The organism is Vibrio aquimaris (genome assembly GCF_009363415.1).
Classification (GTDB): Bacteria; Pseudomonadota; Gammaproteobacteria; order Enterobacterales; family Vibrionaceae; genus Vibrio; species Vibrio aquimaris.
Map to the genome: position 1 here is coordinate 94,576 of NZ_CP045351.1, position 17,621 is coordinate 112,196.

2 protein-coding genes and 1 pseudogene are annotated in these 17,621 nt (G+C 43.9%); all 3 read left to right on the forward strand.

What is annotated here, in order from left to right; translation table 11 throughout:
• The first annotated feature begins 74 nt into the window (after window positions 1-74).
• The 3 genes and pseudogenes from FIV01_RS15080 to FIV01_RS20775 all read left to right on the forward strand — a co-directional run bounded on the left by FIV01_RS15080 (window position 75) and on the right by FIV01_RS20775 (window position 17,501).
• Entirely contained in the window at window positions 75-9,866 is a 9,792-nt protein-coding gene (locus tag FIV01_RS15080; protein ID WP_152431831.1) for a M91 family zinc metallopeptidase, read from the forward strand.
• Window positions 9,867-9,912: 46 nt separating this feature from the next.
• Window positions 9,913-10,218 (forward strand): annotated as a pseudogene (locus tag FIV01_RS15085) (transposase domain-containing protein); the annotation flags it as partial.
• Window positions 10,219-13,448: 3,230 nt separating this feature from the next.
• Window positions 13,449-17,501, forward strand: a complete 4,053-nt coding sequence (locus tag FIV01_RS20775) for a M91 family zinc metallopeptidase (protein WP_246210549.1) — start codon at window positions 13,449-13,451, stop codon at window positions 17,499-17,501.
• Window positions 17,502-17,621 lie beyond the last annotated feature (120 nt).

Sequence of the window (17,621 nt, forward strand, 5' to 3'; positions counted from 1 at the left end):
TTATTTTTATGTTTGCGGGTGTTATCTATAGCCTAGATAAACCTAGCGCATTAAATGATAAAAGGTAACGAATCATGCCTCGTGTGGATAAAAATTCTCAGCTTTCATCAGTGATGAAAAACGCTGCCACTCAACATGCTCCCAAGAAAACTCTTTTTGCGGGTTCATGTGCTCGGGCGTCTAATGACAACAACGCAACGCTAAAATCAGCTAATTCAAGAGTAGTGGATTTGCCAAAACAGTCGCAACAGGAAAGTGGAGAGAGTGAATTTGGCACAGAATTTCCATTGAGGCGCTCTAATGGTGTAGACAGTGTTTATGGAGAAATAGAAAAGGAATGCGGAGCTGGCCTGAAAGAATACCCACTGAGACGTCTTGATGCGGCGTTAGATTTGCCAAAACAGTTGCTTGTTGAAGCTTTAAAAGATAAGCAACCAGAAGCAATAGAGTTTATCGAAAAAGGCTACAACGAGCTTATCATTGAGATTGACAAAGGGTTAATACCATCACTGCGTGAAAGGATTGCCGAGATAAGATCGAATCGAGATTCGCAGGCCTCTAATCTGGGACCAAGTGAAGAGACATTAAAAGGAATTGAGCGGTTTTTAGATAAAATTAAAGGCAAAGCGAGCGTTAATTCGGATGATAGAGGGTTAGCTTATCAGTTTGCACGCCACGTAAAAACAAGCATTCAAGCCGTAGATGAAGCGTTAAAACTGGGCCAGATGAATGCGAGTATAGGTTCTTTATCTCAGTGGGAAGTGAGAACGACCGATGAATTCCTGCACAGCAACGATTTTTTCAAAAACAGCGGTAAGTTTGAACCCAATTGGGCAATGGTTCAACTCGGCAGCTCTTCAGGGCAAAAGTTGATGACCCAACATTTGGTTAAGCAGCGTACTGAGGTTATGAAGACTCTGACGGCCAACAACAATCAGCTATGCAATTTATACGCGAAGTTAGATAGATACGATAAGGGTGTATTGAGCACCAACTATTTTTCGATGCCAAGAGACATCATTGGCGATATCCAAAGTTTGGTTCATAAAAGTGCCAATGAGTTTCGTGGAAAAGCTGGCGTCTTTAACAAGCCCAAAAACGCATGGGAGTACAAACCATCTTACGTTACTCAAAAGCTCCCCTTTAAAGAAACCGTGAGTCGTTTTTTTGTAGATTCAAGCAGCAAAACACGCGAAGCATTCAACTCACTCACGGGCACGGTTGCCGAAAAAGTTAAAGGCTTACCTTCGAGCACTCTCGGCGTATTACAAGAGCTTCCAAAGCAAGCTGAACTTACATCGTATGCGCTTAATCACTGGAGAGATGTTGGTCATAAAAAAGCGAGAAAAGTTGGATTTGATAGGATCAGCGCGCCTACTGAGTTGAAAACTGAGGAGCCGAAAGTAAAGTCTATCGTACGCAGCATGTATTGGCTAATGCAGCAGCCAGCGTTGCGTATGCAATATGATTTAAACCCCTTACAAGCAGCCGCAACAAACTTGAAAAAAGATAAGCCTTTAGAAGCGGATTTTGCCGCAGAAGCGATGAAAGATTTCGCACAGGCCGTGATTGATGATTTTTCTACTGGAAAAGCCAGTGGGGAAGAGCAAACAAGCTCTGATAGCAAGAAAGATAAAGCGGGTCAAATCAAAGAATTCAACCAAGCTTGCGGTAAAGCATTAGAAATATCCAAGGATATTGAAGAACAGATTGCCAACTTGCCCAGTTTATTGAGGGAGCTTGTTAGCTCGCACTCAGATAGCTTATCAGAGTGGGGCCAAGCAACACTGAAGACAGAACTCGAGAAGATCATTGACTCTAAATTCTATGATCCTGTAATCACCGAGTTAGAAGGTATTTCTAACAAACTGAGTGGCAAAACATCATTCACGGAAAATGAGCTAGGTGACATCATTCACCAAACTCGTATTGCAAGCGCATCGGGCAAGAGTGATTTGGATAATCTCGATTTAAAAATTACTTCTTTAACAAGTAAGCGTCTCGACCCATTTTCTCGCCATGCTAAAGTCGCCAAAGACTGGGGTATGAAGGCTAATGAAATGATGCCTGAAACGGACATTCCGATGGCTGAATCACTACGTCAAACATTACAAGCAGAGGGTTTGCTTGATGCCGTTAAGTCAGACGATGATCCAGAAGGGATTCTATTTGCGACCCGAATGTGTCAAGAGTGGCACTACGCACGTAAAGACAAAACTATTTTGCCCAAAACACCAGAGCAACACCTTGCAGATGAAAAATCGTTTGCTGAATTTGCGGTAAAGTGGGGGCAGAAACAAGCGACTCGAGGTGTGATCTACGCGGTCATTGAGGGCGGTGTTGACCTTGCGGCTGGTGCTACCGTCACCCTAGTAAAAGGAACAGTCAAAGCGGGGGTTAAAACAGCGATAGCGTCATTTAAAATTCCGTATAAGGTCCATCAGATAAAAACGGGTGTCATGCCAGGGGAAGACTACCCATATAAGGTTGTGCAGGACGTGGTTAATAATAGGTTGAAGCAACTTGGGTTTAAAGTCGCTATGTCTTTTGTACCCCGTCCGATAAAAACAGTCGCTGGCGGTGCCTTGGTGCTGAGTGCTTACGCACATAACGCAATGGTGGATCCTAACGATAAAATTAAGACAGATTCTTGGTTGAAGACTCTAGCCGTAGAAGGTGGAATTACCGGCGCGGTTATGCCGGTTTCAATAGCGGCAAGGGCCGTAACAGACAAAGTGATGGAAGCCAAATTAAAGCAGGATTTGACCAACAAGCAAATCCCCGAGCAAAGGCAAAAGCTTCTCCAAGCATACCAAGACTATACCAATGGTATAAAAACGCAATTTGAGCAGATGAAGCAGCAGTTTAGGGATGAAATGAAGGACAAACTGCCCGAAGCTGTCATTAGTGAGATGATTGAAGCTCAAGATCTTGCATTTAAGACTGACCTAGCTGAACTTCAAGAGCAATGTAGACAAGAGTTGTCTGCTAGTTTTGATAAGGATATGCAAGATCTTAAAAGTAAGGGGTTGATTGATAGTTGGGACCCTTTGTTTACCGAGGAAGAAGAGGTAGACCTTGAAGGCAAAACAGACTCTATGGAGTCAGTTGAATCTGAAGCAGAAAGGACTGATGTGTCAGAAGATGTGTTGCCATCTTCTGCCCAAGAAACGCAATTGGATCCGTATCCCGGCCCGGTAAGAGATTGGCAATACAAGGTATCAGAAACCCATACTATTGAGATAAAAGGTACCCAAGAATATTTTGATGATGTCTCCGTCGTACTCGATGATCTCAAGGATACCGAACAAGGTAAGAGATTACTCGAAGCAATGAGTAGCCCACAATTCTCGATACGCTTGCCAGCTAAGGAAATGTTAGATGGCGTTGAATACTATCCGGCCAGTGCAGATTTGGATAACAACATTATCTATTTTGATCCTTTAAGTACTCTCTCGCTTAATGGAGAAACTGGTGGTGATGAACAAGCTCAAGTAATCCTTTTCCATGAACTCTTACACCTATACGACAAAAATAACTTAGCCAACGACAGTGATTCAGATGACATTAAACTGCTTGAGCATATGGTAGTTGGAATACCATATGCCTTTGGTGAAGATGTATTAGATTTCAGTGATACGAACATCAAGAAACAGTATTTGCAGGAAGGTTCACAAGTCTTTACTGTCAATCAGCTTAGGGAAGAACTGGGCATTGATCCTAGGCTGCATTATAGCGATGTAGAAAATGCTATTGATGGTCGAGCTTATTTCCGAAGGCCAATAAGCCGTAATGCCCAATTGCATATCAGCCTATTGCAAAGAGTTGAAGAGCTTGAAGAAAAAATAAGAGTAGCGAGGTGGAATATAAATGATGCTGACAGTATTTTTTCACGGCCTTACCGAAGACGTCAGCGGAAGAAGATAGAAAAGTGGGACAGAGAGCTTAATAATATTCAGAGCCAACTTAATCAATTAAAAAATACCTTACCTGCGGTAGAGAAAGTGGCCTATGCCAAACTGTGGACTCGAGACGCTCAAGCCTTGAGGCCTGAAACGGTTTATGTCGATGGAGCTATGGGCAGGCTTTACCAGACGACTAATCAGCCAGAGATTGATAGGGAGCGGCAAAAGGCTAGGCAATATCTTGAAAGTTCGAGAAATGAACTGAACCAGAACGGGTTAGGTTCGAATTATACTGGTAGGTTCGACAATCAAGTGCGCTCTCTTGATGAATTCAAAGAGGAAATGATCCAAGACTTAAGCCGTGCTTATGCATCAGGCGATATTGTTAAAGTTTATGCTTGGATACTCGCAAAAAAACAATCTCTAAATGAGTTGATGGCGCGAGAGGGTAATACACCATCACTGCGGCAACAGAAGGCACTATTGGAAGAGGCTGAACGGATAATAGTAGGACAACGCAACCTATCGAGATTACCTGAAGTTCGTCAATTGTTTTTTAACCCAACGCCTGAAGAGACACAGCGATTGATGACGGATATAAGCGGCACTATTTCTAATGATCCTTCTTTTGAAGGTTATCGCTGGCCGCTGCTACCTAGTGAAAGGATATATCTAGAAAAATACGGATATGGTGAACAAGAAACTTTAGCTGATACCATCCTTCAATATCGGCAAGGCCGATGTGAACTGCATGAAAACACCGAACAAGTTGAAGCTCAGTTTTACGCATCGAGAACGGATATTGTTCGGCCCAATGGAGAGATCTATACCGCAGAGCAGCAAATTCTTGATATTAAGGAGCACGGTGGCCTGATTCAATATGAAAAAGAGGTCATGAATCAAAACCGCATGACTTCCTTTATGGATAGAGTCTCTCCAGACAGTGCTGCACAAAGGTATTGGAAAGAAAATGGAATCGATGAGCCTAGAAAGGTCAAATTTGCAATCCGTCATATGGATCGTACTCCAAGACAAGTCGCAGACCATATTAGAGAACATAGAGGAACCGGTTATCAAGGCTTAGAACAACTGATTGGTAAATCTATAACTTATAATTCAGGCGGCTACCAAGAGCATTATACAATTGGTTATAAGGACCTCGAGTCTACTTTGGGTAAAGAACATTTGTATTCAGTCAATACAGATGAGTTAGAAACAGCAAATTGGAGTTCCGAGGAGTATACTCAGCTATTACGACAGCGTGCGACTGAGAAAATTGGAGCCATTTCTGATAGCAATGAGAGGGCGGCGACAGAGAGCTTATTAGATAGAGTCCTACATCCTATTCTATACACAGAAGACCCAATCAATACTCCTTATATAGTCAAGCCTTATATCGGTGACTATCCATTAGAGAACATGATAGTAATCGTTGATGGTGACCACTATACCATGATCAGTTTAATGCCTGATGGAGAAGTGCACAACTTTTCTTCTAAGCAAGAGCTGAACCAGTTCTTCTGTAGCGCAAATAATCGTGAGTATATTCTCTCTCATGCAAGCCTATACCATCAAATGGATGGGCGTGTTAAAAAAGGGATGGTGACGATATTGGAAGAGCTTTCTACATCAGGAGACAATGCTGATCAATATATTTTAAAAGACGCATTCAAGCATAAAATGAACGCGAATACTCTTTTCGATACACTCGCTGAAGGTGCGAAAGGTTATTCTCAAAGTAGACTTTATAGCGAAGTAGACCTAGTGACCGGGTTAAAAAATAACTATGATAAAGGCTTAGGTGATACGGTGACTGTCAATACCGAGCCAAGCTATGAACTTCCTAATGACTACCAAACAGATAGCTTCAATAGGCTTTATAAGACTCTGAATGATGCAGATCTCCAACCTATGATTACTGATGAGATTGATGATTTCAAAAATAATCACCTAGGGGTGTTTACGCAATACCTTGAAAATCAGTATAAGAGCCAAATTGAAAAAGCAGAATCGGATGGTGTACTGAGCTCTCAGGAGGCCGACGCACTACGTAATATTCCAGATAATGCATACGTTCCATCATTGAGCAATGGTAAAAATCATTATCCTTTAGAAGGTATGTTGTTGACGCGGCAAGGAAACGCGATCATTCTTGTGAGTTTGCAATCCAATGGGGGCGTGCATAAGTTCAATAGCGAAAAAGAGTTTAATCTATTTTTTGCTAACCCTGCGAATAAAGATTACATCTTATCGCATATGAGTGAACACAATAAGCAACCAGGGTTGCTCTCTAGTGAAACCCCGGCCCGCTCTTTAGAAATTCTGGCTTCATGGACTAATAAATATTATGGTACTGACTTCCCCGCACGTGAAGCACGTCAATATGAAGGGGTGGTCGTACTCTCAGAAAATAAAAGAGCCAATGTTTCCCATCCTCAAAACATCATTGGTCAAACACATGTTAAATTAGATCAAACTGATGCCTTTGAAACCATGGCTGGTAGAATGCTGGATAGGCTAAAGAGTGATGCTGATACGCTAATCACTTCGGATGCCGAGTGGGCAACGGATAAGTTTTTCGAGATATCTGGTTATATACTGGGTGCAGCTTCAATAGCGTTGACGGGGGGCGCTGCAGCTGGGATCGGAGGTGTTTACGTCGCGGGTGCCGCCGTTGTGGTTGATGTAGTCAGTGGGGTCCACGGTGTTGCTGAGGGTTTATACGTTATCACTCAAGGTGATACGGCTGAGGAAAGAAATTTTGGCCTTCTTCCGCTCGCGCTCGCTCCTTTAGATATGTTCGGTGCCGCGGGCAGTGCGGTAGAATTGAGGCGATTAAATCGGATTGATGGTATGACTGGAGGGCGTGGTGCACCATCTGGGGAAAGTGTTCGTAATGCCGGAGAGGTATCCCCCGCTCAGCGGTTGGATGAATCTGATGGAATTCTGAAAAGATTAGGTCTAGGAAGGCGAGAACCAGAGCCATCCAAACCAACGTTTGAGCCTAATGAGGCTCTTGATAGATTTAGACATGTTGACACGCCATCCCAGCAGCAGTCAAAGATTGATGAAATCAAGAATATTGTATCTGAAGACAGCGAGATACAACGTTATATCAATGACCCGAAAGAAAACTGTGAAAATGCGGCGAAAAGAATAAGGACTCTTCTGCGTGACAATCCAGATGTTGAGAACATCAAGGTTGTAAATATGGCTTTTTGGGATAACGCACTTGGGAATGAAGCGGATGTGTATACGAATCACTGGGTGATCTTTGCCGAATATAAGGGGGTTGATGTGGTATTTGACCCTACAGCAGGTCAATTTAGGCAACGACTCGGGATAAATGGGCCTATTTTTGATACTAGAAACAACTGGTTTGCGACTTATCAGGATGCCTTATCGAGTAAAAGAAATACATTGGCTAAAATAGCGGAGGTTGACAATTTTGAGAGTGCTCCGTTCTTATCCAGTGGGCAGTTTTCAGGCTTTCAACATGTAGAAGGGGCGCAGGTACTTTCAGATGCTCATTGGTATACATCTACTGGCTTCGATCAGAACCTCAAAAAAGCGGAGGAATTGGCCAATAAAAACACTGAGCAAGCGAAACGCGCTCAAAAGATGAAAGAAGAGGCGTGGCGTAGGTATCAAAAAGAACACAAGAACACACAAAAAGATAACCCACAAGGTATGAACTCCCGCGACTCTGCTTTTAGAAGTGGGCACGTAGATAGTGTTGTGGAGTCTAATCCAAGTAGGCCCCCACAGGATTTCTTTCTGAGCCAACCGCATCGAGGTGAATTATCGAGTTTTTGTGGTTATTACGCTCTTAGCCACTACGAAGGTAGGGCACTTGACTTAAACGGTTTTCGCGATCAGGTATATGAAAAGTTCAGAAATATAGGAATACCAGACAGTGACATTCCACAGTTTGTCAGAGACAATGGAACGGGCATGGAAAGTATTGCTGTTGATGAATATAATTTTATTGAATCAACAGACCCTGCAAGAGCCATAGAAAGTGGTCGGTTTATGGCGGCGACGAACAGGAATGGGGGGCATTGGTTAACATACATACGTGATAATCAAGGTAATTGGTGGGAATATGACAGCTGGACAGAAAGAAGCCTAGTTGGCAATGAACAACAGCTCCGGAGCCGCTTACAGGCTGATAACATGACGAGTGTTTATTACAAGAATGCGCCCAATAGCAGAGTCGCTGACGGTTTGGATGTGGTGGGCACTTCGACTCACAGAGTTAATGGACAGGTAGTGTCGTCTACCGATCTCCAAACTTCGGGCGGTTATAAGCCATATGTGAAGCCTAGCGGTAAACAGTATATCTATTTCCCGTTCATGAATGATGAACGAGTGAACAAAAGGCTTATTCCTCTGCTTCGTGATTTAAGCGATAAAGGTGCCGATCCATATGAAGTTGTATTTAAAAATCAAGAGCAAGTAGAGGAGTTTCGACGAATTCTTATTGATACATATGGTCCAGCTGATGCATCGTCTTTGGAGCCGAAGTTTCATTACCTTTATGGTCTCGAAAAAACCGATTTAAGTGATCTCAACTCAACAGATATGTTATATGTGAGTGGTCATGGGCAGCCGGGTGAAGGGTTTATTTATAGTGCTGCTTCTGATACTGCTCCTAAAATGAGCGCTGGGGATGTTGCTCATGACATTGACGGTATGTTATTACCCGAGGATGTCCCCGTCAAAGTGGCTGCATGTAACAGTGGTGTAGGGAACCCTGAAGAGATAAGAGTGTCTTCGTCAAATGCCGATCATGGCGAGCTCTACTCAGAGATCACCGATAGGAGAAACATGGGAGATTTTGATGCATCACTCACAGGAAAATTAGAAAATGCATTAATGGATCTCCAACCAGAAAGACAGCCAGGACTAGTTTATGGCTTCCTCGGTTTTATTACTAACAGACGAATTCGGACAACTATGGGTAGAATTGAGAACGGTCAACTTAAAGTAGACGTCTCTACACATGCATCTTCTGGTTTTGAAACTCCGACTGGCGGTTTGGTCGATTTTAGACGAAGTGACATGATGCGTGGTCGTTTTTATGAGCCAAACCCAATGTTGGGGAGGCATGGCCCACAGGATTTATCTTCAGAAATGCCGCCGATTGATCGTGATGCATTGAAGGCAAACCATAAAAAAGTGAAACCTAAGGTAACACGCCAAAACGACCTCGTTCTTATTCAAGCCCAAGGTGGAGAGCCGAGTAAAAAACTCTATTTGGCTTCAGGAACGGACAGAAATTCAATTAGAGAAGCCGCTTACACGGTATGGGAAAATAGCGCGAAAGGTAATGGTGTACCATCAACAGATGTTTTACTAGGTCCTGAAAGTTCGAGCCCGAGTATAAGCGCTATAGTAAGACAGATGAATGGTGGTGACTTAAGTCAATATGATGAAGTATCAGGCTATTTTGGTGGAAGTCTCATTAGAATTGTTAGAGTGGCGTCTGATGACCAAGCAGAAGATAGATATGAAATAAGCATTGAAGAGCTTGAAACAAAAGTATTGGAAGACGATACGCAAGAAACCACCAATCCGGAATCACAGAGAGAAGAGCCACAGCCACCGAGCCTAAGTTCATTCCTCCAAGGTAGTCCGGCTCCTAGAGACTTGTCTCCAGAAGACAAATTAAGAATGTTGAATGATAAATTTGATCAACAAATGTATCAAGCATTGAGTGTAGATCGCTTTTCAAATCAAAATGACCCAAATCACCAACAATTAAGGAGTTTTCTTACCAATGTATTAAGTAGGCCTACAAGCCAATTCGGCGAGCTGAATACAAGGGAGTTTCTTGAGGGTGCGACTGATGTTGCGAGTGATTCTGTAGCAAATCACATACTACCTAAACTGCAACAGGCGATGGAAGTTCTCAATTCTGGTGGTACAGTTGAGAATGTTAGAGCTTTATTTGCTTAACCTTCAGTAGCTGAATAGTAGCCACTATTTTCCAGATAGAGCACTTATGAACCAAACATTGGGAAGCCTGATAGCTTCCCATTGTGGTTTTAAAATTCTAGATAGCGACAGCGATTACAAACCCAATCAAGTGGAGCCGCTCGCAGATCTACTGCCAATTGAACTCATGAATAATGCTTACGAGCTTACTGATACCGCCACCCTCAGAAAACGAAAGCTGACTTTAGAATCAATGGCATGGTTACTGGTTGATATGTCTATCTATAACGATAAGTCCATGGCTGATATCGTCAACCGAACAGGTCAGCCATTTGTGTTACCCAGTGCACTCACTCAACGTAGAAAAAACTTGTGGAGCCGACCTAAAGCTCTGGCTAACATGGGTCATATAGGCGTCTACAGATAATTTTTTCTGTTGGTTTGTTTGATTTTTTTATTACTGTTTTTGTCTTTTTTATCATTTTTTTTATGTTTGCGAGTGTTATCTATAGCCGAGATAAACCTCTCGCATTAAATGATAAAAGGCAGTGAATGATGACTATTGAAGCTAATAAACTTAATCACGCAACAGTGGTAAATAGTGACACAACTCAACTCGATCCCGAGAAAAGTTCTGTGGGAGGTTCACTGACCAGAACTTCTAACGTGCAAAAAGGGGTGAACAGTGCGCTTCCACTGAAGCCCGCTAATGAAAAGGCAATAGCTACCACTCCTGATGATCTTGCTGCCGCTGGAAAGAGGGCAATGAGTAAAACGAAGCCGGAGACCACCGCCACTAATCAAAGTGAAGTCGGGAAAGAATATCGAGCGAAACGCTTTAATGTTCAAACCCCTAGCATTGATAAGAGTCAGGTAGACACGCTTGTTAGCATGGTTAAAAAGCTTAAAGAATTAAAGGGTAATAATGCTCTTAGTACTCATGAGTCCCCAAAATTTTATGCGCTTGTGAGTAAACTCGAAACATTGTCAGAAACGATAGCAACGCACAATAATAACGGTGATTTTAAAAACTGGATTCAGGCTGATATCCCTAAGAAAAAAGACGGAGCCGTATCGAAGGTCCTGAAAAGGGCTGTGGGGGTTTCAACCCAAACGAAGGAAGGGGAAGTTGGCAGTAGACAAAAAGCCCAGTCTTTGACTAGACGATTGGAGGCGACCTTACAAGGGTTATTGGGAGTTAGTCGTGCACTCATGAGCATCACCGAGCATCCTAGCACCGAAGTCATCAAACAGGTGGTGGACCAAGGAATGGATGAGGTAGAAGACGATCCTCAAAGTGCGGCATATAAAAGACTTAGAGAAGAAAGAATTGCGACAACCCAAGATAAGCTCGCTCAGGAGTGTGCAGAAGCTTTGAACAGCGCAGAGCATGAAATCACTAAGACCAAACAGCGACATTCACAGCGCAAACACTTTTCTCACGAGGGTGCGGAATCATTTTTTAAGCAAGCGTCTCAAGTATTTAAAAACGCCTTGCCCCACCTGTCGAATCGGCAGCCTGTGTCCGATAAGCAGCGCTTTCATCTTATGGAATTAAGGTTGCAACATGAAGTTGAAAAACTGAAGGAGAATGCGAACGAGCAGACAAGCACGAAACTGCTTGTTACCGCCGCAGAGAAGCTACTGAAGTCAACAATATCACAATCTATTGTATGGGATGGTAAGGTTGATGAAAGCAAGTCACTAATAAATAGAGAGCTAAAGGGCTATCTGACAGGAACTTTAAGCACCTTGTGCAGTGTGGCTGAGCAGCTGAATAGTTTTGCTGAATATCCAGATGATGCTGCCTTAACCCGCAAGGCTGAAGCACAAATACGTCAGGAAAAAGAGACACCAGAAGGACAAGCATGGCAAACAGAGCTTGATAATAAGGTGTCTACCCTCAAGAGTGCCAATCAGTGGAAATTGAATCAAACGCGGAAAGCGGTCTCCAGACAGATTGAGGTATTAGCGCACATAAAAGCCCCCAAGTCTAAAGAGTTTTATAGTGATATCTTAGGCTCCCTTGTACAGATAGAAAATCAGTTACCAAAGGAAAGTGATCGCTCTGTAGTTTCAAAGGTCAAGGATACTTGGGTAAGCACCCAAGAGGATGCGTCTAAAGGAATTAGCCAGTTAGAACAAAAATTCCCTGCGACTCTGAATGCTGCCCAAGCGAAACTGACTTCAATAATTGGCGCATCCCAAAAAGACCGTCAAACGCTTCAAGAGAAGGTTCTCGATTCTGCGGTAAGGACAGTACTGGAGTCCCTGCAAAGGCCTGCAATAAAGTTGCAAGAGCCCAGCCAGTCTTTACATACGTTGGTGAAAGAACTGAAGGGGATCGAAGGGGAGCTGAAATACCATGAAGCGCACACATCAAGTCACGGCAGTGAGACAAATAAACAAGCGGATGATTTGATAAAGCAGGAGTCCCCTAAAGCACTCAAGTTAGCAGCGCTCAGTCAACTTCTTGATAAACGTACCCAAAGCGCTCGTGACGCGATCACCCGCCAGCTTCCAAATGACCTGCCGAGTGCATTTAACCGAGATAACCTTGAAAGCCATCAAGCTGAGCTAACTCAAATTATGCAGGATAAGCTATGGACCCAAGTCTCCACTGCGATCCATTCGTTACTAAAGCAAGAGAGTGTTGAAGAAAAACACCATGAAAGAATCAAAAAGCAGCTAGATGACGCTTACAAGACGAGCTTTAAAACGGTTGCAGATGAGTTGGTTAAGTCAATGATTGACTTACAGAAGTCAGTTCAAGCGGCGGAAAAAAGGTCTTTTTCTGATGCGGATCACTTTTCAAGTTTATCCTCTGCTAGGACACAAAAAATGACAGCGTCACTTGCTAATCAATCAGCCACTATCAAAGGTAGGCCAACGCTGGATAATAAATCAGTGGGCGCTTTTCTCGCGAGACACTGGGCAGAGCAGATTCAAAGCGAGTTGAAGCTCTCCCCCGAAGATCCTTTACCTGAGGAAGGCAAAGTTCACACCTTGCTTGAAGAACAAGGCATACTGGATGAGTCCATTTTGTCTCACGGAGACCCTAAAGGGTTTTTGATGGCCAGTCGGGTTGTGCAAGAGTTGGACAATGCGAGACGTGGAGAGTTAGTTCACCCTATGAGTCCGCAGGAGTCCGCGGAGATGGAGAAAGGGCTGATTGATTTTATGGTCAGTTGGGGTCAAAAGCGTTTAAGCCGCGGTGCGCCAGAGCTGATAATTGAAGCGGTAACGGATTTGCCCACCGCCTGCACTTTTAATATCTTCAGCCCGCTTTATCGAGTTCCAATTGCTGCCATCAAAGTGCCTTATAGTGTCCATAAAACGAGTTCGTTAAATAGACCAGAGCAGGACAAGCCCTATAAAGCCATTAATGTCATGTTAGAGAAGAAACTCAAACAACTGGGCTTTCAAATTATTACCTCCCCTTTACCAACGGTAGCTAAGGTGGGGCTAGGAGGGGCGCTTGCAGTAGGTGGTATGGCCTATAACGCTAAGGTCAAAGAGCAAGAAAGCTCGCTGGATTCCATTCATGGAAGGCATGTGAATGGAGATAAAAGTAAGCAATTAAAGATCGATTCATATGCCAGTATGGCGGGGCGCTTGGTTTTTGGTGCTCCAGGGTTGGTGTCTGAAGAGATTTCAGATGCCATCAAAGCACGACTGGCAGGCAATCTGAATGAGATTCAAGAGCGTGGTGTTACTGCGATTGATGCCGATGACGAGGTTGCCAAACTAGAAAGATATCCCGGAGAGGTAAAGACTTGGCAATATGAAGGTGCAGAAGGTCTTAGCATTACCATCGAGGGCACGGAAGAATACTACCACCATGTTTCAAGTGTGCTTGATGAGTTGGCGGCTGACACAGAAATGGGTGAGAAGCTCCAGCAGGCATTGGAAGGAAAACCATTTTCCATACATTTCCCAAAAGAAGTGGAACACGATGGGATCAGTGTTCACCCTGCCAGCATAGACCTAGATAACAACATCATCTACTTTGATCCTTTAAATACACTGTCGCACGATTCGGAGAGCGGAGGCGGCGATCAACCCAAGCTGACACTTGCTCATGAATTGATACATCGCCTAGATAAAGACAATTTGCGTAGAGATGATGATACACAGCCGTTTACTGCGGAAGAGAAAAGCCTCTTAGAGGCTATGGCAGTGGGTGCAACATATAAAACCCCGGATGGCCAAGAAGTCGATTTCAGTGACCCGGAAGTAAAGAAAAAGTACCTGAAAGAAGGGGCGCCGATCTTTACTGTAAATCAGCTAAGGGATGAACTCGGCATAGAAGAGCGCTTGGAGTACACCGAAGGTGATAATTCGGCTGAAGGAAGGCTTCACTTCCAGCACCCAGGCAACTCAAACCTGAAAACAGAAGTTAGCTTGTACAGGAGTTGGAAGACCCTTGAAAAACAGACTGAAGAGACAGAAAGGGATTACAATAATTCGTTCTGGCCTCATAAATATATACCACTTAAAAATAAGCTAAATAGACTTCGTGCCCAGCTTGAAGTGGTCAATAACCAAATAGCGCGCTTTAAAGGTGAAGTACCTAATATAGAAAGGTTGGCATTTGCAAAATTGTGGCTAGCGGAAGCCAAGGCCGGAACGGATTCTCATGAAGAAACCATAGCAGAACAATATTTAGAACATGTGAATTGGAATATCGAACAAGGTTGGAATGCGGAATTAGATCAAGAATATAGTCGAGACTCAGATAGCAGGGTCCTAACTGTTGATGAATTCAAGAGGGAAACTATTGAAGAGCTGAGAGCTGCATATTTCACTGGTGACCGTGTCAAAGCATATGCATTGATTTTATCAAAGTTAGAATCAGTAAATGAAAAGCTAGAAAATCGAGATTGGGAGGATGAAGAAGAGCTTCAGGCTCTTCTAGAACAAAAAAATATATTAACAAATGCTGAAGCCACATTCATTAACCAGGCCACATCTCCGGGAATACCTGAGGTTCGCTATTTGTTTCTTCCGGGCAACGTTGAGGATATAGAGGCAGCCGCCAGATCATATTATGAAAATATGGACAGCTTGGTACTGCCCGATGGTACAGTCGTAACACCGGAGGAGCAGCGAGCACTGATAGATATGTATGGAGGACCGGAGGAATTTGCAGAGCACATGCGAATGGCGCATGAACACAATAAAGCTCTGTCAATGAGTGAGACCCTCACCCCGGACCAGTTCCTTCTGATGATTGCAGAAAGAACCCTAGAGGAGAACGGACGTCTGCCTCCAGAAGGGATTGATGCATCATTTCTTGATAAGAAAATCATGGTTAGATTTGATCATGTTAAACGAACGTGGACAAGTGGCGACGATTTTGAACAAGACGAATGGTCTACGGAGAAAGAGTTTACAGCTAGAGAGATTCTACTTGGTAAACACAAACAGTATGCCAAAAGCCTGTCCCCTGCTGCCGGGAATGGCCATTGCTCGGTCGCATCAATGACAAGCTCCGACCAGGAGATTGCCGGCCTAGAGCGTGAGCTTGGCAGTGTGAGAGTGCAGAATGAATATATGGATCATGTCGATGACCTCAAAGGCAATTCGCAGTTTATGGATGCGCTGCAACACCGCTTGAAAACACAGCTCTACCAGCGGCTTACGGATCTCGGTGCGGACAAAGGTCAGTTGGTAACAGTGGGAATTGATCACCAGCCGGATAGCCTTGCTGGGCATAGCGGCCGTCTCAATATGAATTCGGTGTTTGCTATAAGAAATGACGATGGCACGTTTACGTTTTTTTCCCTGTTAACTGACAAGACGTTTACCACAACCAAGGTTGATGAGAGCGCCTGGGAAAACGAAAGGAAAGGTGAGATAGAAGCACAGGGCTGGTTAAAAGATCCAAGTAGTGAGTTCAACAAATTTATGTCAGCGCATATAGATCCTAAGGAACGCTTCTCCGCCTCTGACTATGAATTGAAGCTAGACTTTTTTGACAGAGGAGCGGTGCTCAACCAGAGGTGTGAAGAGCTCGGTCTTAATCAAGGTGATCTGGTAGACGTGGGGATAAATTACCAACCGGATAGCCATACAATAAATCGTGGACCCCTCGGTATGGATTCGGTGTTTGCTGTAAAAAATGATGATGGCACGCTGACGTTTTTCTCTCTGTATAGCGATGAGACGTTTACCACAACCAAGGTTGATGACGAGGATAGCTGGAGAAACGAACAGCAAGGAATGGCAGAAGCCCATCGCGCGTTAAGGGATCCAAAAAGTAAGTTCCACAGTTTTATGACAGCGCATATAGTGCCAGAGGAGTCCAGCTATAAATTGCAGCTAGATCTTGCTGGTCACCAAAGCGAAGAGCTCAGCCAAAGGCGTGAAGAGCTAGGTCTTAACCAAGGTGATCTGGTATCCGTTGGAATAAATGACCAACAGGATGGTCACTTTGGACATAGCCGTCGTCTCAATATGGATTCGGTGTTTGCTGTAAGAAATGATGATGGCACGCTGACGTTTTTCTCTCAGTCAAGCGACGAGACGTATACCACAACCAAGGTTGATGACGAGAATAGCTGGAGAAACGAACAGGAAGGAATGAAAGAAGCTTATTACTGGCTAAGGGATCCAAATAGTGAGTTCTACAGATTTATGTCAGCGCATATAGAGCCAGAGGATCGTTTATCCTCGTTAGGCCATGACCTGTCCGGTTATGATTTGCGGCTAAATCTTGTCGATCACCAAAACGAAGATGCGCTTTTGGGAAAAAATACAGAAAATTTCATGGATTTTATGAAAAACTGGATGGACGTAAATTCACGCTCAGAAGGTGAAGAAGTTATTGAAGCTTTTAGTTTCTGGGTCAATGAGCTAGGGAAAGCTTGGACTGCGGCGACTGACTTTCTACCGCTACCTATCAAGTTTATGGCCAGGATGGGGTTCACCATTGTTCAAGGCTCTTTGAATATGGCTAATACAGAAACAATTGCCGAGAGAGATGAAGCGGGGAGGAATATGGGGTATAGCATGGGTAAAGTTACGGCATTCTCAGCTGCAAGTGGTACCGCGAATCCAAAAGCAATGACGAATTTCAAGGTATTCCCTGGGCCGACTCCTGCGGACAAAGTTTTTACTGCTCGTGAACATACGGCGAATGTCATTGGGCGCGGGCCTGTCGCAACGGGTACCCAATGGGGGGGAGCGCCATCTGCTGATGATAGGATAAGGTCCACGTTTAAGGACCCTGATAAAGGGTATACCCCTGCATCACAACCTACCGCTGCAACTAAACCCAACGAGGTACTCGATTTTGGCACAACTGACGAAATATGGAGCCGCATGATGAATGGTGAGCCTCAGTCATTCGAAACTGTGCCTGAACCGCAGAGTGAAACGCGTCCCACAACACTTGCTTCTTTTTTGCAAACGGGAAGGAGCACGAACCAAGGTAATCCGGATTATGGAACGATGGAAAATCCAAGAACAAGCTGGGGAGAAGAAACCCAAGTAGGGCAAATTCATGTCTACCACAATCCGAAGACTGGAACCATTGACTACTTTGAAGCTCAGTTTAACGGCAGGGCGACAGAGCAAAACAGGTATTACTTCCCACAAGATAGAAGCAGTAACCAGTATTGGAAGTATATGGGCGGGACCCAAGGTTCGTGACCGTTTTGGTAATGGCATCAAATTTAATAGCAGTTTGATATCATCGTATCTCAAACGGACTAGAAACGTAGCGACACTGCTCTAGTGGTCGAGCTGTTAAGGCATTAATCAGCACATCAA

What these genes read in the sequence shown, in the direction of transcription:
- FIV01_RS15080 (WP_152431831.1), top strand. Translation starts at nt 75, where the DNA reads ATGCCTCGTGTGGATAAAAATTCTCAGCTTTCATCAGTGATGAAAAAC.
- FIV01_RS20775 (WP_246210549.1), top strand. Translation starts at nt 13,449, where the DNA reads ATGGCGGGGCGCTTGGTTTTTGGTGCTCCAGGGTTGGTGTCTGAAGAG.